At 60.5% G+C, this 22,150-nt stretch carries 23 protein-coding genes; 14 read left to right on the top strand and 9 right to left on the bottom strand.

The genetic code is table 11. The annotated features are described in order from the left end of the window. Positions 1–76: 76 nt before the first annotated feature. The 4 genes from ACNAOU_RS11450 to ACNAOU_RS11435 all read left to right on the top strand — a co-directional run bounded on the left by ACNAOU_RS11450 (position 77) and on the right by ACNAOU_RS11435 (position 3,649). The gene (locus ACNAOU_RS11450) at positions 77–466 is read left to right on the top strand and encodes a HesB/IscA family protein (RefSeq protein WP_018777686.1); all 390 of its coding nucleotides are present in this window, start codon (positions 77–79) and stop codon (positions 464–466) included. 183 nt (positions 467–649) lie between these two features. After that, positions 650–1,519 (top strand): cytochrome c oxidase subunit II, encoded by an 870-nt coding sequence (coxB, locus tag ACNAOU_RS11445; RefSeq protein WP_018777685.1) that lies wholly within the window; start codon positions 650–652, stop codon positions 1,517–1,519. Between the two features lie 10 nt (positions 1,520–1,529). After that, the gene (ctaD, locus tag ACNAOU_RS11440) at positions 1,530–3,251 is read left to right on the top strand and encodes a cytochrome c oxidase subunit I (protein WP_018777684.1); all 1,722 of its coding nucleotides are present in this window, start codon (positions 1,530–1,532) and stop codon (positions 3,249–3,251) included. Then, positions 3,248–3,649 (top strand): cytochrome c oxidase subunit 4, encoded by a 402-nt coding sequence (locus ACNAOU_RS11435; protein ID WP_018777683.1) that lies wholly within the window; start codon positions 3,248–3,250, stop codon positions 3,647–3,649. Before ctaD ends, ACNAOU_RS11435 begins: the two co-directional genes overlap by 4 nt. Positions 3,650–3,774: 125 nt before the next feature. Here ACNAOU_RS11435 and ACNAOU_RS11430 read toward each other — a convergent pair whose 3' ends face one another. Beyond that, positions 3,775–4,068: an HPr family phosphocarrier protein gene (locus ACNAOU_RS11430; RefSeq protein ID WP_018777682.1), complete on the bottom strand. Its 294-nt coding sequence runs from the start codon at positions 4,066–4,068 to the stop codon at positions 3,775–3,777. Positions 4,069–4,224: 156 nt separating this feature from the next. Between ACNAOU_RS11430 and ACNAOU_RS11425 the strand changes: the two genes are divergently transcribed. Then, positions 4,225–5,016, top strand: coding sequence for a GntR family transcriptional regulator (locus tag ACNAOU_RS11425; RefSeq protein ID WP_422756964.1), 792 nt, complete (start codon positions 4,225–4,227; stop codon positions 5,014–5,016). A gap of 158 nt (positions 5,017–5,174) precedes the next feature. On the opposite strand, the gene ACNAOU_RS11420 is transcribed toward ACNAOU_RS11425, so the two are convergent. The 4 genes from ACNAOU_RS11420 to ACNAOU_RS11405 all read right to left on the bottom strand — a co-directional run bounded on the left by ACNAOU_RS11420 (position 5,175) and on the right by ACNAOU_RS11405 (position 9,544). Beyond that, entirely contained in the window at positions 5,175–6,848 is a 1,674-nt protein-coding gene (locus ACNAOU_RS11420; protein WP_018777680.1) for a cytochrome b, read from the bottom strand. Beyond that, positions 6,826–7,896: a ubiquinol-cytochrome c reductase iron-sulfur subunit gene (locus ACNAOU_RS11415; RefSeq protein WP_018777679.1), complete on the bottom strand. Its 1,071-nt coding sequence runs from the start codon at positions 7,894–7,896 to the stop codon at positions 6,826–6,828. Before ACNAOU_RS11415 ends, ACNAOU_RS11420 begins: the two co-directional genes overlap by 23 nt. Positions 7,897–7,993: 97 nt before the next feature. After that, a complete protein-coding gene (locus ACNAOU_RS11410; protein ID WP_422756963.1) occupies positions 7,994–8,782 on the bottom strand; it encodes a c-type cytochrome in 789 nt (262 codons plus the stop codon). A gap of 87 nt (positions 8,783–8,869) precedes the next feature. Beyond that, positions 8,870–9,544, bottom strand: coding sequence for a cytochrome c oxidase subunit 3 (locus ACNAOU_RS11405; RefSeq protein WP_179128356.1), 675 nt, complete (start codon positions 9,542–9,544; stop codon positions 8,870–8,872). Between the two features lie 112 nt (positions 9,545–9,656). Here ACNAOU_RS11405 and trpD point away from each other — a divergent pair, with 112 nt between their 5' ends. Then, positions 9,657–10,715 (top strand): anthranilate phosphoribosyltransferase, encoded by a 1,059-nt coding sequence (gene trpD / locus ACNAOU_RS11400; protein WP_422756962.1) that lies wholly within the window; start codon positions 9,657–9,659, stop codon positions 10,713–10,715. 36 nt (positions 10,716–10,751) lie between these two features. On the opposite strand, the gene ACNAOU_RS11395 is transcribed toward trpD, so the two are convergent. Both ACNAOU_RS11395 and ACNAOU_RS11390 read right to left on the bottom strand, forming a co-directional pair. Next, a complete protein-coding gene (locus ACNAOU_RS11395; protein WP_018777675.1) occupies positions 10,752–11,030 on the bottom strand; it encodes an Lrp/AsnC family transcriptional regulator in 279 nt (92 codons plus the stop codon). 72 nt (positions 11,031–11,102) lie between these two features. After that, complete coding sequence (locus tag ACNAOU_RS11390; protein ID WP_422756960.1) at positions 11,103–11,492, bottom strand: DUF3054 domain-containing protein; 390 nt, start codon at positions 11,490–11,492, stop codon at positions 11,103–11,105. A 146-nt stretch (positions 11,493–11,638) separates the two neighbouring features. Here ACNAOU_RS11390 and ACNAOU_RS11385 point away from each other — a divergent pair, with 146 nt between their 5' ends. The 5 genes from ACNAOU_RS11385 to ACNAOU_RS11365 all read left to right on the top strand — a co-directional run bounded on the left by ACNAOU_RS11385 (position 11,639) and on the right by ACNAOU_RS11365 (position 16,194). Further along, positions 11,639–12,016, top strand: a complete 378-nt coding sequence (locus tag ACNAOU_RS11385; protein WP_018777673.1) for a VOC family protein — start codon at positions 11,639–11,641, stop codon at positions 12,014–12,016. Between the two features lie 152 nt (positions 12,017–12,168). Further along, on the top strand, positions 12,169–12,624 hold the full coding sequence (locus ACNAOU_RS11380; protein ID WP_039241317.1) for a VOC family protein: 456 nt from the start codon (positions 12,169–12,171) through the stop codon (positions 12,622–12,624). Between the two features lie 89 nt (positions 12,625–12,713). Then, positions 12,714–13,142, top strand: a complete 429-nt coding sequence (locus ACNAOU_RS11375) for a VOC family protein (protein ID WP_039241316.1) — start codon at positions 12,714–12,716, stop codon at positions 13,140–13,142. Positions 13,143–13,557: 415 nt separating this feature from the next. Further along, positions 13,558–14,076, top strand: coding sequence for a hypothetical protein (locus ACNAOU_RS11370; protein ID WP_422756958.1), 519 nt, complete (start codon positions 13,558–13,560; stop codon positions 14,074–14,076). A 630-nt stretch (positions 14,077–14,706) separates the two neighbouring features. Beyond that, positions 14,707–16,194, top strand: a complete 1,488-nt coding sequence (locus tag ACNAOU_RS11365) for an ArnT family glycosyltransferase (RefSeq protein WP_422756957.1) — start codon at positions 14,707–14,709, stop codon at positions 16,192–16,194. Positions 16,195–16,217: 23 nt separating this feature from the next. Here the strand turns inward: ACNAOU_RS11365 and ACNAOU_RS11360 are convergent, their stop codons facing one another. Continuing rightward, positions 16,218–18,611 (bottom strand): ATP-binding cassette domain-containing protein, encoded by a 2,394-nt coding sequence (locus tag ACNAOU_RS11360; protein ID WP_422756956.1) that lies wholly within the window; start codon positions 18,609–18,611, stop codon positions 16,218–16,220. Positions 18,612–18,742: 131 nt separating this feature from the next. Between ACNAOU_RS11360 and ACNAOU_RS11355 the strand changes: the two genes are divergently transcribed. From ACNAOU_RS11355 to ACNAOU_RS11345, 3 genes are read left to right on the top strand one after another with little or no spacing between them, the layout of a single operon-like run. Next, positions 18,743–19,879, top strand: coding sequence for a type III polyketide synthase (locus ACNAOU_RS11355; RefSeq protein WP_018777667.1), 1,137 nt, complete (start codon positions 18,743–18,745; stop codon positions 19,877–19,879). Further along, entirely contained in the window at positions 19,876–20,601 is a 726-nt protein-coding gene (locus ACNAOU_RS11350; RefSeq protein ID WP_055975849.1) for a class I SAM-dependent methyltransferase, read from the top strand. The genes ACNAOU_RS11355 and ACNAOU_RS11350 overlap by 4 nt, the downstream gene beginning before the upstream one ends. Further along, on the top strand, positions 20,594–21,724 hold the full coding sequence (locus ACNAOU_RS11345) for an FAD-dependent oxidoreductase (RefSeq protein ID WP_422756955.1): 1,131 nt from the start codon (positions 20,594–20,596) through the stop codon (positions 21,722–21,724). The genes ACNAOU_RS11350 and ACNAOU_RS11345 overlap by 8 nt, the downstream gene beginning before the upstream one ends. On the opposite strand, the gene ACNAOU_RS11340 is transcribed toward ACNAOU_RS11345, so the two are convergent. Then, entirely contained in the window at positions 21,725–22,132 is a 408-nt protein-coding gene (locus tag ACNAOU_RS11340) for a nuclear transport factor 2 family protein (RefSeq protein ID WP_018777664.1), read from the bottom strand. Positions 22,133–22,150: the final 18 nt, after the last annotated feature.

The raw sequence follows: 22,150 nt of genomic DNA, 5'->3' as shown, positions 1-22,150 counted from the left end.
ATAACCCGTATGTAATTGGGTAAGGGCAGGCAGCGTCCCGGCGCCGCCTCCAGAAGCTTCATAAGAAGGTAGGCCAATGAGCACTGCAACCAACGAAAACAGCACCGGAACACAGGTCGTCACCAGTGACGAACTGCCCACGCACGAGGTCAATCTGACCGACGTCGCAGCAGGCAAGGTCCGCAGCCTCCTCGAACAGGAAGGGCGCACCGATCTTCGGCTGCGCGTTGCAGTCCAGCCTGGCGGATGCTCCGGCTTGATCTACCAGCTCTACTTTGACGAGCGCATGCTCGACGGAGACGCTGTGCGTGACTACGACGGTGTCGAGGTCATCGTGGACAAGATGAGTGTCCCTTACCTCAGCGGTGCAAGCATCGACTTTGAAGACACCATTTCGAAGCAGGGCTTCACCATTGACAACCCGAACGCCGGCGGGTCTTGCGCCTGCGGTGATTCGTTCCACTGATGTGAGCCATCGCCGCATGTCGGCGCCCCTCCGGGCCGCTTCAAAAGCGTTCGGAGCCACGGCGCTGACATGTGCGCGAAAACCGCCTGATAGCGGTAAGCTCTACATCGGGTAGTAAAACTTTTAGTGTGCCCGGTGAGCCTTCGGCCTGCCGGGAGACAGCAACAAGAGGAAGGGCCGTCTGTGAGTTCGCAGAACCGAACCGGCAGCCGACGCATAAAGATCACCTCGATCACTGGCTTGGCACTCGCCGGCGCGTTGGTTTTGACCGGATGTTCACCAGAGGTAGAGAAGGGTTGGCTGCCTACAGAGCGCGGCACGACCAACCACACTGACCGGATCATGGACCTCTGGGTCAACTCATGGATCGCCGCCTTGGCAGTCGGTATCATCACGTGGGGCCTCCTGGTCTGGTGCATCATTGCTTACCGTCGCCGTAAGGGCACCACGGGATTCCCCAAGCAGCTCAGCTATAACCTGCCGCTCGAGGTCTTCTACTTGACCATCCCGCTGTTCATGGTGCTGGTGTTCTTCTACTTCACCGACCAGGACCAGCGCGCGATCGACGATCGTTCACAGCCTGCAGATGTCGTTGTTGATGTCCGCGGAAAGCAGTGGGCCTGGGACTTCAACTACAAGCAGGGCCAGGTCATCTCCGAGGACCTCCACGAAGCCGGCGTTCAGGCTCACCTGACGGGCGCCGAAGTGGACAAGGAACTGCTCCCCACCCTGTACTTGCCGGTTGGCAAGTCCGTGGACCTGGAGCTGAACTCCCGCGATGTCATTCACTCCTTCTGGGTTCCCGCCTTCCTTCAGAAGCGCGACATGATCCCCGGCAAGACGAACTACATCCGGTTCACTCCCACCAAGGAGGGCACCTTCGATGGAAAGTGCGCCGAACTCTGCGGTGAATATCACTCCGAAATGCTCTTCCGCGTCAAGGTTGTCTCCGAGTCTGAGTTCAAGGCCCACATGGACAAACTCCGCCAGGATGGCAACACGGGCCTGCTCGGTGCGGAATACGACCGCAATCCGAACCTGAACGAAAAGTAAGGGGAGCGACGTGGCTACTTACACTCAATCCGCCGGGACCCTTGAGGCTCCCGTAGTTCCTAAATCCAAGGGACGCATCGTCGTCAACTGGATCACCTCCACGGACCACAAGACCATCGGGTACATGTACCTCATTGCGTCGTTCGTGTTCTTCTGCCTCGGTGGCGTCATGGCGCTCCTGATCCGTGCAGAACTGTTCGAGCCGGGCATGCAGATCCTGCAGACCAAAGAGCAGTACAACCAGATGTTCACGATGCACGGCACAGTGATGCTGCTGATGTTCGCAACCCCGCTGTTCGCCGGCTTCGCCAACGTCATCATGCCGTTGCAGATTGGTGCCCCGGACGTTGCGTTCCCGCGTCTGAACGCCCTGGCGTTCTGGTTCTTCCTCTTCGGCTCCACCATCGCCGTATCCGGCTTCATCACCCCGCAGGGTGCTGCCAGCTTCGGTTGGTTCGCTTACGCACCGTTGTCGAATACGACATTCAGTCCGGGTGTCGGTGGTGACCTGTGGGTCTTCGGGCTCGCGCTCTCCGGGTTCGGAACCATCCTTGGTGCCGTCAACTTCATCACCACCATCATCTGCATGCGCGCTCCGGGCATGACCATGTGGCGTATGCCGATCTTCACCTGGAACACCCTGGTGACGGCAATCCTCGTCCTCATGGCCTTCCCGCCGCTTGCAGCTGCACTCTTCGCCCTTGGCGCTGACCGCCGCTTTGGTGCCCACATCTTCGATCCCGAAAACGGCGGTGCCGTCCTCTGGCAGCACCTGTTCTGGTTCTTCGGCCACCCCGAGGTGTACATCATCGCCCTGCCGTTCTTCGGTATCGTTTCCGAGATCTTCCCGGTCTTCAGCCGGAAGCCGATTTTCGGTTACAAGGGCCTCGTCTACGCAACCATCGCCATTGCAGCTCTGTCCGTGACCGTGTGGGCCCACCACATGTACGTGACCGGTTCCGTCCTGCTTCCGTTCTTCGCTTTCATGACGATGCTGATCGCAGTACCGACGGGCGTGAAGTTCTTCAACTGGATCGGCACCTTGTGGCAAGGATCCATCACATTCGAAACGCCTATGCTCTGGAGCATCGGCTTCCTGGTGACGTTCCTCTTCGGTGGCCTGACGGGCATCATCCTGGCATCGCCGCCGCTGGACTTCCACGTTTCCGACTCCTACTTCGTGGTCGCCCACTTCCACTACGTGGTCTTCGGTACCGTCGTGTTCGCCATGTTCGCCGGCTTCTATTTCTGGTGGCCCAAGTGGACCGGCAAGATGCTGAACGAACGTCTCGGGAAGATCCACTTCTGGCTGCTGTTCCTCGGCTTCCACGGCACGTTCCTGATCCAGCACTGGCTGGGTGTTGAAGGTATGCCGCGTCGCTACGCCGACTACATGCCGCAGGACAACTTCACGTGGATGAACCAGTTCTCCACTATTTCCTCCTTCGTCCTGGGCGCTTCGCTGCTGCCGTTCTTCTGGAACGTCTACATCACGTGGCGCAGCAACAAGAAGGTTGAAGTAGATGACCCGTGGGGCTTTGGTGCTTCGCTGGAATGGGCAACCTCGTGCCCGCCGCCGCGCCACAACTTCACTTCCTTGCCCCGTATTCGCTCCGAACGCCCGGCCCTGGATCTCCACCACCCGGAGTTGGCCCAGGTGCACACCGCCGAGGCTCCGTCGCCCGCAGCAGCAGTTCTGGGTAACGCCGACCAGAGGGACGTCAGCAAATGAAAATTGAATCGTGGCTCTTCGGAGCCGGAGTCTTCTTCTTCGTACCCGTAGCGATTGCGTACGGCTTCCTGACCGAATGGTCCGAGTGGGTTGGCGTGCTCGGCATCCTGCTCGTAGGTGGCCTCGCGGGCATGATCGGTGCTTACCTTGGCTTCACAGGCAAGCGCATCGGAATGCGCCCGGAGGACCGTCCTGACGCAGAGATCCACGAGGGTGCGGGGGAGCAGGGTCACTTCAGCCCCTGGAGCTGGTGGCCCCTGGTTCTTGGCCTCTCGTGTGCAGGTGGATTCCTCGGCTTGGCCGTAGGTTTCTGGGTAACCTACGTGGCCGGTGGCCTGGCCATCGTTGCCTTGATCGGCTGGGTCTTCGAATACAGCCGCGGCGACCACGCCCACTAGCAGTTCCAGAACGGCAATAAGGATGGGCCCTACCGAAAGGTGGGGCCCATCCTTGTTTGTGTATTCAGGGTTCTCTTCCGCGTCCGGCATCCCCGTGTGATGGGTGGTCCGCGCGTAACGTAGCCTCAGCGGGCCTCAGGAGCCTCCAGGACGGAGGAAAGAGCAGCAAGGGCATTCCGTGCCGTCCAGAGAGTTTGAGAGTCCGTGAGCGCATCGGGGGCGACCTCAAGAAGAACTTCACATCCGTGGCCGAAGTCCTCTGTCATGACCTCGAGCAGAGATCGGGCGTCGACCGGCTTGCCGTCTGTCTTCCGGATTGTCACGGGCAGTCCTGTCTCCGTGACGGCACGGACAAAAACTGCTGCCGCGCGGGCATGAAGGCCGATCTCAGCGGCGACTAAGGCTTTCTGCTGCGGCAAGCCAGCTCCTTTGCTACGGCGGTTTACTCCGCCAGGAAATGATCCATACAAGAGTAGCCGCCATCCCGTGAAGCCCACCAGTTCAATGTCCGCTGGTCTAGACCTGTGGCTGTCTGTCTTATCCTTGAAACATGACTCAATTGCTGGATTTCTGCTGTGGCTGACGCAGCCGGCATTGCTGGCGAGATTGACCGTTCCAGCAGCACGCCCATCTACATTCAACTGCGTGAAATCCTTCGTACCTTCATTGGGCAGTCGTGTCCGCCGGGCTCGGCCCTTCCTTCCGAACGGGATCTCTCGGAGCGTTTTGGCCTGGCACGCATGACTGTTCGACAGGCAATCGACGCGCTGGTCGGCGAAGAAGTCATAGAGCGCGTCGTAGGCTTGGGAACTTTCGTGAGGAAGCCCAAGCTGGACCTTCAGGTGAAGCTGACCTCCTACAGCGAGGAAATGCAGCGGCGCGGCATGGTCCCGGCAGCCAAGGTTCTGAGTTTTGAACAGATTGCAGCCAGTGCGTTTCTGGCGCGGGAACTGCAGCTTGACGAGGGAACGCCCCTGGTTCGGTTCCGGCGGCTTCTCCTGGCCGATAACGAGCCCATGAGCGTGGACGAGAACTTCATTCCGGCACACCGCGTTCCAGGACTTCTCGATGAGGCCCCGCCAACGTCGCTGTACAACGTTCTGAGCGAACGGTATGGCCTGGTCATGGAGTGGGGGGAGGACATGATCGAGGCAACGGCTGCGTCACCGTCCACTGCAAGGTTGCTGAACGTGGACGTCGGATCGCCGCTGCTGAAGATCCAGCGCCATGCCTTCGTTGCGCGCGCAATGGTGGACTATTCCGTCTCCTACTACCGTGCGGACAGGTACAAGCTGTGGGTACCCTTGCAGCGGCCTGGAGTGCGTCCAACGCGCAATCATGCATCGGGATACCGGACCACCCAGTAGACCTGACCCGGCGCGCCGTCGGGTGGCTGTCGGGTGGGCCTCCGCACCATCGGTGTGGGACTGGACATCCGACCCCTTCCAGCGTTCTTTGAGATCCAACAACAGAAGGGGCACAGTTCGCATGGACTGTGCCCCTTCTGTTGTCGAGGTCCGGGCCGTTAGTGGCTCAGGCTCTTTTGCTCGTCGGCCGCTTCGATGGCCTCGTGGTGGCCATGTGCGTGCGCGGCTTCAAGTTCCGCAGGCGTTGCCGGAGCAACGCGGTCTTCGAAGAACCAGCGGGAAAGCGCTGCACGGCGCTTTTCCTTGCGGGTTACTACGCCATGCTCATTCGGCTGCGCCGGCAGGGGAGCCGGTGATTCGAAGCCTACGAGCTTGTAGCGCTTGTACTCGTCCAGGGGTGCGTGGACTTCGATGAACTCGCCGTGCGGGAGCCGAACGATACGTCCGGTTTCGCGACCGTGGAGTGCAATTTCGCGGTCCTTGCGCTGGAGAGCCAGGGCAATTCGCTTGGTGACGATGAAGGCGATGATCGGGCCGATGAAGAACAGCGTCCGCAACCAGTACGTCACGTCATTCAGTGACACGTGGAAGTGAGTGGCAATGAGGTCCGAGCCGGCCGCGGCCCACATAACGCAGTACCAAGTGAAACCGGCCACGCCGATCGCAGTGCGGGTGGGTGCATTGCGGGGGCGGTCCAGAACGTGGTGTTCACGGTTGTCCTTGGTGACCCAGCGTTCGATCCATGGGTACATGAACAGAACGGTGAAGATGATTCCCGCAGGAACCAGGGCCGGAAGAAGCACGTTCAGCGTGAGCGTGTGTCCAAAGACGATCCACTCGAAGTGGAAGTTGTTGATGACACCCGGCATAAGGCGAAGGGCGCCGTCGACGAATCCGATGTACCAGTCAGGCTGGGTGCCGGCCGAGACAGGGGAGGGGTCGTAAGGCCCGTAGTTCCAGATCGGGTTGATGGTGAACGCTGCCGCCATGAGCGCCAGAACACCGAACACGATGAAGAAGAAGCCACCGGCCTTGGCCGCGTAAACCGGGCCGAGGGGGTAACCGACGACGTTGCCGTCGTTGCGGCCCGGGCCAGGATACTGCGTGTGCTTGTGGACAACCACCATGAAGAGGTGGATCACGATCATCAGCAGGATGAGGGCGGGCACCAGGAGGATGTGGAGCACATACAGGCGGCCGATGATGGCCGTACCCGGGAACTCCCCACCGAAGAGGAAGAAGGAGATGTACGTTCCGATGACCGGAATCGACTTGATCACGCCGTCGATGATGCGCAGGCCGTTACCGGACAGCAGGTCATCGGGGAGGGAGTAACCGGTGAAGCCGGCAGCCATGGCGAGGATCAGCAGGACGCCGCCCACAACCCAGTTCATTTCGCGGGGCTTGCGGAAAGCGCCCGTGAAGAAGACACGCAACATGTGAACGCCGAGGGATGCCACGAACAGCAGTGCTGCCCAGTGGTGTACTTGGCGCATGAAGAGACCGCCACGGACATCGAACGAGATGTTCAGCGACGAGTTGTAGGCAACAGACATTTCGACGTTGTACAACGGCGTGTAGGAACCCTGGTAATGGGTTTCTGCCATGGACGGATCGAAGAAGAAGGTCAGGAAGGTACCCGACATCAGCAGGATGACGAAGGAATACAGCGCCACCTCACCGAACATGAACGACCAGTGGTCAGGGAAGACCTTCCGGCCGAACTCGCGCAGGATGCCGGAGCCGCCAACACGCTCGTCTACAAAGTTGGTGAAACTACCAACCTTGGTCTTCGGAACGAAGGGGGCTTCAGCTGTTGATGAGGCGCTCATGCTCGTCACGCTCCCAGTAACTCGGTCCTACAGGTTCTCTGAAGTCGCTGGTAGCGACGAGGTAGCCCTCTGCATCAACCGCGATAGGCAGCTGGGGAAGCGGACGGCTGGCCGGCCCGAAGATGACCTTGCATTCCTGCGTGAGGTCAAAGGTGGACTGGTGGCACGGGCACAGAAGGTGGTGGGTCTGCTGCTCGTAAAGAGCGACAGGGCATCCGACGTGCGTGCAGATCTTGGAGTAAGCAACGATTCCGTTGTAGCTCCAGCTTTCGCGTCCCTCGGAAGGATTCAGCGAGTTCGGGTCCAGGCGCATCAAGAGGACAACGGCCTTGGCCTTTTCGTTCAACTTGCCCTCGTGGAGCTCGTTGAGGCCCTCGGGGATAACGTGGAAGGCCGAACCGATGGTGACATCCGAGGCCTTGATGGGTGTGCCATCGGGGTCGCGGGTCAGGCGCTTGAGCTTGCCGCCCTCCGGAGCCCACATGGTGTGCGCCAGAGCCTTGTCAGGACGCGGACCCAAGTCGCCAAAGATGGCGAGAGCGGGCAGGGGAGCCAAAGCGACAGCACCAAGAAGGGTGTTGCGGATCAGCGGGCGGCGCTTGATGCCGGTCTCCTCGACGATGTCGTCGACGATGCGCACAGCTGCCTGGCGGTCCTCTTCGGTACGGATAGCGTGGCGCTCTTCAGAGACTTCGTGATCGGGCATCAGGGCCTTGGCCCAGTGCACGATGCCGGTGCCGATACCGAGCATCGCGAAGGCCGTGCCGAGGCCCAGAAGAAGGTTCTGGGTGCGGATGGTTGCAATGGTGGTGTCGTCGCCAAGGTCAATGGCGAAGTACGCCACCAGGAAGACCAGCGTTCCGATGACGGAGGTGCCAAACAGAATGGCTACCTGACGCTCGGCGCGCTTTGCGGCTACCGGGTCCGTGTCAGCCAGGCGCAAACGATGCGGAGGGAGTCCAGGATCCTGGAACTTCTCCACCTCATTCTGACCAGCCGTAGCTACGGTGCCCGAGTGGTTCGGACTGCCGTCACTATGGTTGCCCATAATTCGCCTCATCCTTCTCTCGTCGTCTCGGCCGGGGCCGAGTTATTTTCAGTTTCAAACTGCTGATCGTGCAGCAGAAGTTTTCGTTGCTTCGCGATCAGGACGTGCGGGACGTCAGCCAGATCGTGAATGCGATGATGACACCCAAGCCGGCAACCCACACGAACAGGCCTTCGGAGACCGGGCCGAGGGATCCAAGGTCAGCGCCACCCGGCGAACCATTGGCTTCAATGGTCTTCAGGAAGGTGATGATGTCGCGCTTGTCTTCAGGGGTGACGTTCGAGTCGTTGAACACGGGCATGTTCTGCGGGCCCGTGGCCATTGCCTCATAAATGTGCTGTGAGCTGACGCCTGCAAGAGCCGGAGCGAACTTGCCGCGTGTCAGGGCTCCACCAGCAGCAGCTGCGTTGTGGCACATGGCGCAGTTGACGCGGAAGAGTTCGCCACCCTTGGCAGCGTCTCCCTTGCCATCGAGGAGGTGTTCCTCGGGAATGGCCGGACCTGCGCCGAGGGATGCAACGTAGGCAGAGAGCTGCTTGGTCTGCTCTTCATTGAACTGGGCGGGCTTCTGCTGGGCCTGCGGGCCGTTCATCTGCATGGGCATACGACCGGTACCAACCTGGAAGTCAACCGCAGCAGCACCCACGCCGACCAGCGAGGGGCCGTCCTGGGTTCCGCTGGCACCCACGCCGTGGCAGGTGGCGCAGTTGGCGGCGAAAAGCTTGCCGCCTTCTTCTACGTCACTGGCGCTGTAGCTTGTGGTGTCGGCCTTGGCCTGGTTGACAGATGTGGCAACGGCGTACAGCCCACCAGTGAGGAGGAGGCCCATCAATAGCAGCGCTATGGCTGCCAGTGGGTGACGTCGCTTCTGCGAGAGTGCCTTCACGTGGTGGTTCCTTTATTCGATCCTGCGTCGGCTCCGTGAGCCGCTTCTTGAAATTCTGCCTCTTGTAGAAAAAGAGTCAAGCCGGGCTTACTTGAGGACGTAGATGACCAGGAAGAGGCCAATCCAAACAACGTCAACGAAGTGCCAGTAGTACGAGGTGACGATTGCCGACGTCGCTTCAAAGTGTCCGAACTTCTTGGCCGCAAACGCACGGCCGATGATGAACAGGAAAGCGATCAGGCCGCCGATGACGTGGAGGCCGTGGAAGCCCGTGGTCATGTAGAAGGCGGAGCCGTAGGCATTGGAGGACAGGGATACGTGCTCGGATACGAGCATGGCGTATTCCGTCGTCTGCCCGGCAACGAAGAAGGCACCCATGATGAAGGTGAGGGTAAACCATTCGGTCATGCCCCAGCGGGTGAACTGCAAGAGCCCGCCGGTGCGGCGGGGTTCGAGCCGCTCGGCGGCAAAGACGCCCATCTGGCAAGTAAAGGAACTTGCCACAAGGACGATGGTGTTGACGAGCGCAAACGGGAAGTTGAGCTTGGCCGTCTCCTCGGCCCACATCAGTCCTGATGTGGAGCGCAGGGTGAAGTACATAGCAAAGAGGCCGGCGAAGAACATCAACTCACTGGACAGCCAAACTACGGTTCCAACAGAAACCAAGTTAGGGCGGTTCAGCGTCGGGTGCGCCGGGGTACTGGGGGCATGGGTCGCAGATGTCACAAGGACATTATGTCTGTAAAAGTCCAGAGTTCCCAATGCAAACCACCGATTCGGGAGACTTTTTCTACAAAGACGCGAAATCGCGCGGAAAAGTTCCCGGCGTGGTTCACATTGGTCATCGGCGTGGCTGGCTCGATAGCATCAGGGAGTGACTTCTCCGGCATCGGCACCTGCAGCCAGCAATACCTGGCCAGGGCTCATCTCAGCACTGATCAACGGCGACGACCTTGCAGTGGACAACACAGCGTGGGCCATGAACACGATCATGTCCGGAGAAGCTACTCCATCGCAGATTGCAGGCTTCCTGGTGGCCTTGCGGGCCAAGGGCGAGACCGTTGAGGAGCTTGCTGGTCTGGTGGAGGCCATGGTCCAGCATGCCAATCCCATTTCGATCTCGGGTGAAAAGCTGGACATCGTTGGAACCGGCGGGGACCGCCTCAACACTGTGAATATCTCCACAATGGCGGCACTGGTGGCTGCGGGCGCCGGAGCCAAGGTTGTAAAGCACGGCAACCGGGCTGCTTCATCGACCTCGGGCTCGGCGGATGTCCTGGAGGCACTCGGTGTGCGCCTGGATCTGTCCATCGACCAGGTGGCGCGCAACGCGGAAGAGGCCGGAATCACGTTCTGCTTTGCTCAAGTCTTCCACCCCTCGTTCAGGCACACGGCAGTCCCTCGGCGGGAATTGGCCGTTCCTACGGCGTTCAACTTCCTGGGTCCCATGACCAACCCCGCACATGTCCAGGCATCTGCCGTGGGCGTGGCAAATGCGCGGATGGCGCCCCTTGTTGCCGGCGTGCTGGCCCGCCGCGGTAGCCGCGGCCTTGTCTTCCGTGGAGATGACGGGCTTGATGAACTTACGCCAACGGGGCCATCCACAGTGTGGGAGATCAGGGACGGTTCCGTGACAGAAGAGGTGTTCACACCTGCCGAGCTCGGTATCAAACCCTCCACCGTAGCGGACCTCCGTGGTGGGGATGCCACGGTGAATGCAGGCGTCGTACGCGAAGTGCTTGACGGCAAGCCCGGTCCCGTCAGGGACGCGGTGCTCCTCAACGCAGCTGCAGGGTTGGTGGCATTCGATCTCGACGCTGACGGAAGCCTGCTGGACCGGATGCGGGCTGCCTTCGGCAGGGCAACTGAGTCCATTGATGCCGGGTTGGCTGCCGGAGTGCTGGCCAAATGGACGGCCCTCAGCCAAAGCTGATTTGGCTCACGTTCTTCCCGTGCCCAGGCTCAGTCCTTATTCAAAACCGAGGGCAAATGCGGCGTCCAGGTCATGCTGTGAGTAGGCGCGGAACGCAATGTGCGTGGTGGTATGGACCACTGAAGGCACCTTGGACAAGCGATCTGCAATGACGTCCGCGAGATCCTCGTGCTTGGACACCCGGGCAACAGCGATGAGGTCCCATTCGCCGGTGACTGAATAGACCTCGCTGATGCCTTGGATGGCCGAGATTTGTTCGGCGGTTTCCGGGATGCGCGAGGCATCGGTCTTGATCAGGACAAAAGCGGTGATCACGTGGGGCCTTTCCGGAAAAGCATCGTTGCGGACGCTCCCCAGCCTAGTGCATGCGCTGGTTGGAGTATCGGATCAGGCTCGGCGTTGCCGGCTTGCCGACACCCGACGGACCAACGCAATCAACGCACGGAAGCCAAGCAGGAAAACACCCAGGGTGATCAGCGCAACAATGACAAACGGCAGGACGACGGTTTGTCCCGTCACGGCCCTCAGCATCATGCCGACGATCACGGCCGCGAGCCACACTGCCACGCCGGATGGCCAGACGGCGAACGGCGCACGCCGCACCCGCAGGACAAGCCAGCCGAGCAACGCGCCTACCAGGAACGGCCATGCTGTGATGAAGGCGCCGGAAATAATGTCTCCGCGGGCATGGGCGTCACGGCCGATCGCAGCGAACACGAGAATCAGCAGAAGATCGGCGGCCGCGGCTGTAAGCCAGGATTTCGAGGTTGAAAGCATGATCCTGACAATATCGGGGGAGGAGGGCCACCGCGAAGTTGAGCGTTCCCTGAAAGTCGGAGTGCGGTGGACACTTGCGTGTAGTGCACCGCTGAGGCGACGATGACCGGGAGGGGCCGACAGCAGCCCCCGCTCCGGGAGGTCGAATGAAACTGCTCCAGGTGGCCCAGCACGCCGGCGATCTGCAGCGGGCAGCTGCCTTCTACTCGGCACTGTTGGGCTCGGAACCGAAGGCGCTGTTCGACCCTCCCGGACTTCTGTTTTTCGATGTTGGCGGCGTGCGGCTGCTTCTGGAGGAGGCCGCGCCCTCATCCCTCTTGTATCTGGAGGTAGGTGACCTCCACGGCTTGGTGTCAGGTCTTAAGGAGCGCGGCGTCCGGGTCATATCTGAACCCCACATGATTTTCGCCCACGAAGACGACCTTTTGGGTCCTGCGGAGTCGGAGGAGTGGATGGCGTTCATCGAGGACAGCGAAGGCAATACGGTCGGGCTGGTCAGTCGGGTCAGGCCGGCGGGCGACTGACCTGCATTGGATGGTGCGCCCCCTGTTGCGACACTGTGCGGTGGGACCTGCGTGCCAGTCTCCACCCGCCGTCGGGCATTGTTTGGACGAAACGGGGCTATTAGCCTCGTGTGGGGACGATCGGTTCCCGAGACCTTTGGAAGGTTGGCAGGATGCAGAAGATTTCCACTTGTTTGTGGTTCGACGGCCAAGCGGGGGAGGCAGCGGAGTTCTACACGTCGACGTTCGCAAATGCGTCCATGGGGCAGCCAATGCCGGGTCCCGATGGCACGGTCATCATGGTCGGATTCGAAATCGGGGGCCGGGAGTTCATGGCATTGAACGGAAGGCCGGGACTTGGCTTCACCGAGGCCATCTCCTTGGTTGTGAACTGCGAAAACCAAGATGAGGTGGATCGATACTGGGACGCGCTGGTTGATGGGGGAGAGGAGGGCCGGTGCGGGTGGCTCAAAGACAAGTTCGGTGTCTCCTGGCAAATCATCCCGACCGCCATGCCCGAGTTTTTGAACGGTCCGGATGAGGCCGGATCCCACCGTGCCATGGAGGCCATGATGACGATGGGAAAACTTGACCTGGCGGTGCTGAAAAAGGCCTACGACGGCGACTAGAAAGTTTGGGGGACAGGCGCCTCTGGGCGCTGTTAGCATTGCCGCACGGTGACGTGCGCACCCTTCATAACCATGAGGAGAACTGACTGATGACCACCCGCCTCAATCCATACATCTCGTTCCTCGACAACGCCAGGGACGCAATCAATTTCTATGAGTCTGTCTTCGGCGGCGAATTGACTCTTAGCACCTTCGGGGACTTCCAGGCCAGCCAAGACCCTGCGGAAGCCGATAAGGTCATGCACGCCCAATTGACGACGCCGAACGGCCTGACGCTGATGGCGGCAGATACGCCCAACGGCATGGAGTACAACCCGGGTAACAACATGTCTGTCTCCTTAAGTGGTGAAGCTGCGGACGAAGCGGAGCTGCGCGGCTACTGGGAGAAACTTGTCGACGGCGGCACGGTCACCGTGCCCCTCGAGAGCGCTCCGTGGGGCGACACCTTCGGCATGTGCGTGGACAGGTTTGGCATCGCATGGTTGGTCAACATCGCCGGGGAACAACAGGCCCAATAGCGCCACTCTCCATGCCCGCTACGGCCATGCCGTAGCGGGACGCGACAGGGATGCCCGTCCGGTAACCGGACGGGCATCCTTTTTTTGCTGCACCGGATGCGCCTTACTCACTTGTCACATAGTCAGTTGATAAAGTCACGAAAGTCGCATAGTTGTCATAAACGAGACAATACTGTCGCGTAAATAGCAGGCTAACTCCTTGTAACTGAGGCACTTGAAGCTTGTTTGGATAGTCCCACGGTGATAGCGTTTCGCTGGCTGGACATATGGGGGATTCGGCAAGCATATGGCTAAGACTTTTAGCGGCCCAATCATCACTTGAAATTCTTCATTAACCCAGGGGAAGCAAATGAGAAGAACTATTGCGACAATTGTGCTCGCAGGAACTGTCATGTTCGCTGGAGCCACGTCCTCCATGGCCAGTACCTACCCGGCGCCCGGCAATGAGCAGGGAACCGTTTCGGACGGCACGATCGATCGTGGTGAAACAATCACCTTTTCCGGCGGCGGATACATCCCAGGCGAGACTGTCAACGTTAGTTTCGAGAAGAGAGGTGGCCCGCGGGGGAGCGCCCCAGCCAACTTCGGCGTCATCGCCGACGGCAATGGCACCATCTCCACAAACATAACTTTCGAGAACGCCGGCAATTACATGATTTCCGCCGTCGGTGCCACATCCGGCAATATTCGTTCGGCGCGCGTGGCAGTGAATAACGGCAACCACGGACGCGGAAATAATGGCAATGGCAAGGGCGGCTCTGATTTCGTTGCTGTCTCCAGTGTTACTGATGCTGGAGCGGCAGTTGGTGTGGCGGACTCGAGTGCCGACTCCGGCATGGTCATATGGGAGCTGGTTGGTGCCGGTGTGCTGGCGGCGGGCGCGGCGTCCGTGGTGGTCGTGCGTCGTCGTGCGGGTACCAGTACGACAGATTAGAAGACTTTCATAACGCGGGGTGGGTGTTCCTTGAGGGATCACCCACCCTGATCACTTTCAACATTGGAGTGAATTCCCGTTTTGATTTCTTTTTGCGTTCGTGCGAAGACCATCGCTGCGCATTCTTTGTTATTACTGATTTCGTCAATATAACCGGATGGCTGTAGTGCCGGGCGACCCTCTGGTTTCCAAGCGGCGACTCGATGTGGCGCATCGTGGCGGTAACCGCGGAGGCGCGGAACGGGCGCGAAGATCGGTGTAGGCGGGGAGCGGAGAGTCATCCGTCTAGCCGGGCCCTCTGAGACTTTACTTTACATAATGCAGATTATCGGCGTTCGAGACTAGGGGGTAGAAGTAGCTTCGAGAACTCCCGACTTCAGGATTTCGTTTCCTAATGCCTGCCTGCAACACAAACCCCGTCACTGCTGCACTAACTCTTCGGCGGTATCGCTGTGGTCACGTTGAGGAGATGAATACGGTGGAAAGACGGCTGGTCAGAGACGCTCTGCGCATCGGGGTGTTGGTTCCCTGATGACTCGAGTTCTGGAATCAGGTCCACGAAGCGAACTACGCGTTCGGCTCAGTGAATCGGTGGGTGCATTGCTTTGGCTGTTGTGGCGGCCTTCTTCCATGACGATCCTCCTGGCATTGCTGGCGGTGCTGCTTCGCGTCTACGGCGTCCAGCAAGCCAATGACCTGTTCATTGACGAAGTAACGTATGCGGAAATGGCCAGGCAGATGGCGGAGGGCCAACTTCCGTCTATTCTGGGGTCTCCTTTCTTCCTTCATCCCCCGGGGCTGTTTGCGCTCGACGGAATGGTCATTAGAGTGTTGGGGCTAGGTGGCGGCCCCATGGACCTGGCCCTGCAGTTGCGGTGGGTCAACGCAATTGTGGGCGTCATGACGGTAGTCGTCTGCGTTCTGCTGGTGCGCCGGCTCGTCGGCCTGGTACCTGCAGTTTTCGCCGGTGCGATCCTTGCAAGTGACCCGTTTGTGCTGCGCATGGACGGCCGCTTGATGATGGAGACCCCAGCGGGACTGGCCGTACTCACAGGTTGGCTGCTGGTCCTGATGGCTCTGGGTCAAGCGCCAGGTCGCCGGCGTGTGCTGCTGGAAGTTGCCGGCGGATTCGCTTTTGGACTGGCACTGGTGACCAAGGACATGACTGTCATGTTCACGGTGGTTCCTCTCCTGTCTGCCGTGCTGTGGCGCCAAACGCTTCGAGCAATGACCGCCATGAGGATCTTCGCCTGTGCACTGGTCCCCTACCTGGTGTATCTCTGCGTGATTGCCTCTGCAGGTTTGCTTCCTGCGTTCGTGGACCAGAAGACAGTAGGTGTCCTCAGAATTACCGGTGTTATGCAAATGACCGGCTTCAATGCAGTGACGGGCACGGACCTCACCGGACGTCTCGTGGAACTCGCCGGCCGGTTCGGCACCAGTTACATACTCCTTGGACTGTCGCTGGTGTCCGGCGCACTGGCGGTCTTGTCCCGGGTCCAAATTCGCCGCATCATCGGCGTGTACTCGTTCATCAGCGGCATCGTTGGCGCATATTCCGTCTTCTTCGGGGCTGCCGAGGAGCAGTTCGGCTATTGTGTGGTGCTTGCCTCACTGATTTCCACTCCTGTCGCCGCGACCATGGTGCTCGAACGGCGACCCGCAGCCCGAACTTTTCTCGTTACTGCCGCGGCGCTGATGAGTGTCATCAGCCTTGCCCTCGGATTGCAGGCAAGGCTGACTGTTGATGACGGGCTGGTGCGCGCACGCGACTTCCTGACCACCCGGCTGCCTTCCGACTCACAGGTGGGCCTGACCACCGTGACTGAAGAATTCGCGCTGCTGCCACACACTAACTGGGAGGTCCTGCCTTCCTTGAAGTCGCTAAGCGACCGGGGCGCTGAATATGTCCTGACCCAGGGCAGGCAATTGCGCGAGGGGTACGGCTACGCAGCTCCTGAGCTCGTGGAGTGGCTGAAGGCAAACGCTGAACCGGTCTACTCCTTTACCGGACCCACCTCGGGCGAGACTGTTGTCTGGCGCCTTGACCGATCGAAGCTGGACGCAGCAGTCGAAGCCGGGCACACGATCCCGCCTGTGACCGGCGGCTATCCATAGCCCGCCAGGTCAAACAACAGAGGTCATGCGCCTACGTAAGCGGCCAAGTGTTTGCCGGTCAGTGTTGCTTTTCCAGCCACAAGCTCAGCCGGCGTTCCTGCGAAAACAATCCTGCCGCCGTCGTGACCCGCACCAGGGCCAAGGTCGATGATCCAGTCGGCATGAGCCATGACCGCCTGATGGTGTTCGATAACAATGACGGATTTCCCGGACTCGACCAAGCGGTCCAACATGCCCAGCAGGTTTTGGACATCCGCCAGGTGCAAACCCGTGGTGGGCTCATCGAGGATGTAGATGTCGCCCTTCTCGGACATCTGCGTGGCCAGTTTGAGCCGTTGCCGCTCACCACCTGACAACGTGGTCAATGGCTGGCCCAACGTCAGGTAGCCAAGCCCGACATCGGCGAGCCGGTCCAGGATCTTGTGGGCCGCAGGCGTTCGCGCTTCCCCCTCGCTGAAGAAGCCCTCAGCCTCGTTGACCGACATTGCAAGCACTTCTGCAATATTGCGCTCCCCCAGCTTGTACTCCAGAACGGAGGCCTGAAAGCGCTTTCCTTCACATTCCTCACAAGTCGATTCGACTGTCGCCATGACGCCGAGATCCGTATAGATGACGCCGGCGCCATTGCACGTTGGGCAGGCGCCCTCGGAGTTCGAACTGAAGAGGGCCGGCTTCACGCCGTTGGCCTTGGCAAAGGCCTTGCGGATGGGTTCGAGCAGGCCGGTGTAGGTCGCAGGATTGCTCCTTCGGGATCCTCGGATGGCACCTTGATCGATGACCAGTACGCCATCGCGCTTGGCCACCGATCCGTGGATCAGTGAACTCTTTCCGGACCCCGCAACCCCGGTCAGGACGCACAGGACACCAAGGGGAATATCCGCGTCCACGCTCTGAAGGTTGTTGGTTGAAGCGCCGCGGACTTCCAATTGTCCTTTGGCCTTACGGAATGTGGCCTTTATGGAGGCGCGGTCGTCAAGATGCCTCCCGGTAATGGTGTCACTCCCCCGCAGCCCGTCCAGGTCGCCCTCGTAGCACACCGTGCCGCCGCCGGTACCAGCCCCCGGACCAAGGTCGATGATGTGGTCCGCGATGGCGATGCTTTCCGGCTTGTGTTCGACCACCAGTACGGTGTTGCCCTTGTCCCGCAGTTGGAGCAGCAACTGGTTCATCCGCTCAATGTCGTGGGGGTGTAGCCCGATGGTTGGCTCGTCGAACACATAAGTGATGTCGGTCAGGGACGAACCCAGATGCCGGATCATCTTGGTGCGCTGGGCCTCACCCCCGGACAGGGTGCCGGCCGGCCGGTCCAGCGAAAGGTAACCCAGGCCGATGTCCGCGAAGGAGTCAAGGAGGTGCTGCAGTCCTTTGAGCAGGGGTGCGACTGAGGGCTCATCGAGCTGGCGGATCCACTCAGCGAGATCGCTGATCTGCATTGTGCACACGTCAGCGATGCTCTTGCCTTTGATCTTGGAAGACCTGGCCTCCGGACTCAGCCTGGTGCCCTCGCACTCAGGACAGGTGGTGAACGTGATGGCCCTCTCCACAAAGGCGCGGACGTGGGGCTGCAGAGCGTCAACGTCCTTGGAAAGCATCGACTTTTGGATCTTCGGGATCACGCCCTCGTAGGTGAGGTTGATTCCTTCCACCTTGACCTTGGTGGGCTCCCGGTAGAGAAGGTCGTGGAGTTCCTTTTTGGTGAATTTGGCGATCGGCTTGTCCATGTTGAAGTAGCCTGTACCGCTGAAGATGCGTCCGTACCAGCCGTCCATGCTGTAGCCGGGAATCGTGAGCGCGCCTTCGCTGAGCGATTTGCTCTCATCGTAAAGAGCAGTGAGGTCGAAGTCGTTGACCGAGCCCATGCCTTCGCAGCGTGAGCACATTCCACCGAGGCGGTTGAAGGAGGCTTTCTCCGTTTTGGTCTTGCCCTCGCCGCGATCCACAGTGATCGCCCCGCTCGCCTTTACCGTGGGGACATTGAAGGAATAGGCGTTGGGAGATCCAATGTGGGGCTGTCCGAGGCGGCTGAAGAGAATGCGGAGCATGGCGTTGGCATCTGTGGCCGTGCCCACCGTGGAACGGGGGTTGGAGCCCATCCGCTCCTGGTCCACGATGATCGCCGTCGTCAGTCCTTCAAGCACGTCCACATCAGGTCGTGCCAAAGACGGCATGAAGCCCTGAACAAACGCGCTGTAGGTTTCATTGATCATGCGCTGCGATTCGGCAGCAATGGTGGCGAAAACCAGGGAGCTCTTGCCGGATCCCGAGACGCCGGTAAACACCGTCAGCCGTCGCTTCGGAATTTCGACGCTGACATCTTTCAGGTTGTTTTCGCGGGCGCCCTGGACCCTGATGAGGTCGTGGGTATCGGCAATATTCATCGCGGGAGATTGCGTGTCCGAACCGGCAGCAATAGTCATGGTTTCTCCGTCCGTTGGGCGACACTGTCCAACAGTCCCCCGTCGGCGTCGCCTGGCTCTCCTTGACCGACCTCGGTCAATACGATTGATTCTGCCATTGTCTTCCCGGCTTTACTCACTAAGAATGAAGCATGCCGGTATACATGAGGTCCCTCGAAACCGCAGTTCCCCCTACGATTCTGGTCCAGGAGCAGGCGCGTGAGGTGTTTGCCGCCCAGCCGGGCCTGACGCGGCTGGGTACCCGGCTTGTCACCACTTGCTTTGATTCGGCCGCTATCGACACCCGTTTCACCGCCGTTGAGGAGTTGAGCCTCGATGCCAACCCCGAAAATCCGAAGTTCTTCGATCCTGAAACCAACAGGGTCCTGAGCCCCAGCACCAAGGTCCGCAACGAAATCTTCGCCACCGAAGCAACCAAGCTGTTCGTTGAGGCCGGCAAGACAGCGGTCGCGCAGGCCCAGGGCATCGATCTGGATGACATCACGCACGTGATCACCGTGTCCTGTACCGGCTTCTTCAACCCTGGACCCGACTACAAGGTGGTCCGGGCGCTGGGCCTGAATCCGGCAGTTCAGCGCTACCACCTGGGCTTTATGGGCTGTTATGCCGCATTCCCCGCCATGAAGGCGGCAAAGCAGTTCTGCCTTGCTGACCCGGAGGCGGTTGTCCTGGTGATCTGTGTTGAACTCTGCTCGCTCCATGTCAGGACATCGAACGACCCGGACACCATCATGGGTTCGGCCATCTTCGGCGATGGCGCGGCAGCGGCGGTCATTTCCGCCAGGGAGCCGGAGGGCGAAGAGCCAGTGATCCGGCTGGACCACTTCGAAACGGTTCTGACGCCGGTCGGCGAGGAAGCCATGGCATGGAACATCGGAGACGAAGGTTTTGAGATGGTCCTGGGCTCCTATGTGCCCCACATCATCGAAGAACACATCACCGGCGCGCTGGAGCCCTTGCTGGCCAAGGAACCGGAACTGGCCGGTTCGCCCTACAGGGACATCACCCACTGGGCCATCCATCCCGGCGGGCGCAGCATCCTTGACAAGGTCGAGTCCAAACTGGAATTGACGCAAGAACAGTTGGTACCTGCACGGGAGACTCTCAGGGAATACGGCAACATGAGCAGTGCCACAGTGTTGTTCGTCCTGAAGTACATGATGGGACAGGCGGCCAGCCAACGCGAGGAGCGGATCTGCTCCATGGCGTTCGGCCCCGGCCTCACGGTGGAGACGGGCCTCTTCACGCTGGTCTCCCCCGCTCTGTGAGTCCCTGGGGGTCCCTCAGGGAAAGGGATCTGGACAGCATTGAGGACATGGACAGGCCGGACTGCGATCCGCTGCTGCTCAGCCGAACCTATGCCAGGTTTCCCGTCGTCAACAGGCTGCTTTCAGGATGGCGCCGGACGTACAAGCGCCGCATCCGTCCGCTGCTGGCGGAGACGGGTCATGCATCCTTGCTGGACATAGGAAGCGGCAGCGGTGACGTGGCCCGCAGTCTGGCGCGATGGGCGCGCCAGGATGGATTCGCGCTGGACGTGACGGCGGTCGATCCGGATCAACGGGCCCATGATTTCGCCACCCGTGTATCGGGGGCCGGAGGGGTGACATACCGTATGGCCCACAGTTCCCAGCTGGTGGCGGAGGGGTTGACCTTCGATGTCGTGATCTCCAACCACATCCTTCACCACCTGGATGCCCGACAGTTCGCCGCGGTCCTGCACGATTCGGAACTGCTGTGCACGCGACTGGCGCTGCACAACGATCTGCAACGAAGCAACGTCGCCTACGTTTTGTTCCTGGCCGGCTTTTGGCCTCTGGGCTGGGGCTCGTACATCGTCAGGGACGGCTTGCTGTCCATCAGGCGGAGCTACACGATGGCTGAATTGCAATCCGCCATCCCGCCCGCATGGACAGTCGAAAGCAACGGACCATGGCACAATATGCTGGTCCACCAGCACCAAGGATCGGGGAACCGCAACCGTGCTTGATGTGGTGATTGTCGGAGCGGGTCCGGTGGGCTTGTTTATGGGCCTGCGGCTGCTCCGGAGCGGCCACAGGATCCGTATCCTGGAACGCAGGAGTGCCGGAAGCGCACGTTCCCGCGCCATCGGGATCCATCCTCCGGCCCTGGCAGCGTTGGAGCGCGCGGGAGTCTCCGGGCAGCTGGTGCAGGCCGGGGTCAGGATCAAACGGGGCGTTGCCTACAGCCGGGGTCGTAAAGTTGCCGAACTTCCCTTCACCGGGGACTCCGCGTTTCCTTTCATTCTGGCCGTTCCGCAGGCGACCACGGAGAAGGTGCTGGAGGATGCGGTGCTGGCAGCCGACCCGGCAGCGATCGTCCGAGGCATCGACGTCCGGGAAACCCGCGACGACGGAACTGCTGTTCGCGTTCTGGCCCACCCGACGCCGGGGAGCCGGGAGTACCGGGCCCGGCTGGTGATTGCTGCTGACGGCGCGCATTCATCACTGCGACGGCGTCTTGTCCCGGACATCGCACCGCGGACTTATCCGGACTCGTATCTTATGGGAGACTTCCCTGACGCCACTGGGCATGGCGCTGATGCGGTGCTGTATCTGGAGCCGGAAGGGATCGTTGAATCATTCCCCCTGCCGGCAGGTGTCCGCAGATGGGTGGTGAGGCTCGGTGCGCCGGCAACGGATGCGACGGCGGCCGGGCTGGCTCGGTTGGTCGAAGCCAGGACGGGTGAGGTGCTGGAGGTAGCCGGAAATACGATGCTCAGCGCTTTTGACGTCCAGTCGCGCTTGGTCCGTCAGATGGTGCACGGGCGGGTGGTCCTTCTTGGTGACGCCGCCCACGAAATCAGCCCCATCGGCGGCCAGGGCATGAACCTTGGGTGGCTGGATGCTGCAGCGTTGGCTCCCATCGTCGATGCCGCATTGGCCGGAAACGGTGTCGGGAAGGCGCTGCAGGTCTTCGAAGGGGTCCGGAGGAAAGCCGCGGTCCGGGCGTCGCGGCAGGCCGGGCTCAACATGGCCTTGGGCCGGCCACTGCCACCAGCTGCCATGGCGGCGAGGAACAGGGTGTTTGCGGGTCTTTTGGAGATGCCCGGCGTGGCCGGGGTGGTGGAGCGGCGCTTCACCATGCGGTAACTATTCCGGTGCCGTGTAGTAGCAGTCGTAGGTGTCCTGGCTGATGATCAGGCCATCCCGTAGCTGGAAGATGGCCGTGCTCCTGGCGCGGATGGTGTCGCCGCGGTCCCAGTGCGGGAGATCCAGGAGCAGCGTTGCCGACCAATTCATCTCAAGGACGACACGGTCTTCCTCAGTGGTGGTGCGGACAATCTCGAAGCGCTGGTCCGCCACGATGTCCTGGCTGTGGTCAGCGCCGGAGAGGGTTTCCGCAAGGTTCCGTGTGGAGCCTGTCTTGGACAGCGCGTGGGGCCATTCGGTGAGCTTGAAGTCCTCAGCCAGGAAAGGCCGCAACGCAGCTGAGCCACCGCCGGCTTCAACTGTTCGGACGAACCCGAGCACGTGTTCCAAAGGCGTGGGATTGGTCATTCTTCGAGCCTAGCCCAC

This window comes from Paenarthrobacter sp. C1 (assembly GCF_049315185.1).
Taxonomy (GTDB): Bacteria; Actinomycetota; Actinomycetes; order Actinomycetales; family Micrococcaceae; genus Arthrobacter; species Arthrobacter nicotinovorans.
This window is presented reverse-complemented; position numbering and strand designations above follow the sequence as displayed.

Coding starts and splice junctions, on each gene's coding strand:
- ACNAOU_RS11450 (WP_018777686.1), top strand. CDS start 77: ATGAGCACTGCAACCAACGAAAACAGCACCGGAACACAGGTCGTCACC.
- ACNAOU_RS11435 (WP_018777683.1), top strand. CDS start 3,248: ATGAAAATTGAATCGTGGCTCTTCGGAGCCGGAGTCTTCTTCTTCGTA.
- ACNAOU_RS11420 (WP_018777680.1), bottom strand. CDS start 6,848: ATGAGCGCCTCATCAACAGCTGAAGCCCCCTTCGTTCCGAAGACCAAG.
- ACNAOU_RS11415 (WP_018777679.1), bottom strand. CDS start 7,896: ATGGGCAACCATAGTGACGGCAGTCCGAACCACTCGGGCACCGTAGCT.
- ACNAOU_RS11390 (WP_422756960.1), bottom strand. CDS start 11,492: ATGCTTTCAACCTCGAAATCCTGGCTTACAGCCGCGGCCGCCGATCTT.
- ACNAOU_RS11385 (WP_018777673.1), top strand. CDS start 11,639: ATGAAACTGCTCCAGGTGGCCCAGCACGCCGGCGATCTGCAGCGGGCA.
- ACNAOU_RS11380 (WP_039241317.1), top strand. CDS start 12,169: ATGCAGAAGATTTCCACTTGTTTGTGGTTCGACGGCCAAGCGGGGGAG.
- ACNAOU_RS11375 (WP_039241316.1), top strand. CDS start 12,714: ATGACCACCCGCCTCAATCCATACATCTCGTTCCTCGACAACGCCAGG.
- ACNAOU_RS11370 (WP_422756958.1), top strand. CDS start 13,558: ATGGCCAGTACCTACCCGGCGCCCGGCAATGAGCAGGGAACCGTTTCG.
- ACNAOU_RS11365 (WP_422756957.1), top strand. CDS start 14,707: ATGACGATCCTCCTGGCATTGCTGGCGGTGCTGCTTCGCGTCTACGGC.
- ACNAOU_RS11360 (WP_422756956.1), bottom strand. CDS start 18,611: ATGACTATTGCTGCCGGTTCGGACACGCAATCTCCCGCGATGAATATT.
- ACNAOU_RS11355 (WP_018777667.1), top strand. CDS start 18,743: ATGCCGGTATACATGAGGTCCCTCGAAACCGCAGTTCCCCCTACGATT.
- ACNAOU_RS11340 (WP_018777664.1), bottom strand. CDS start 22,132: ATGACCAATCCCACGCCTTTGGAACACGTGCTCGGGTTCGTCCGAACA.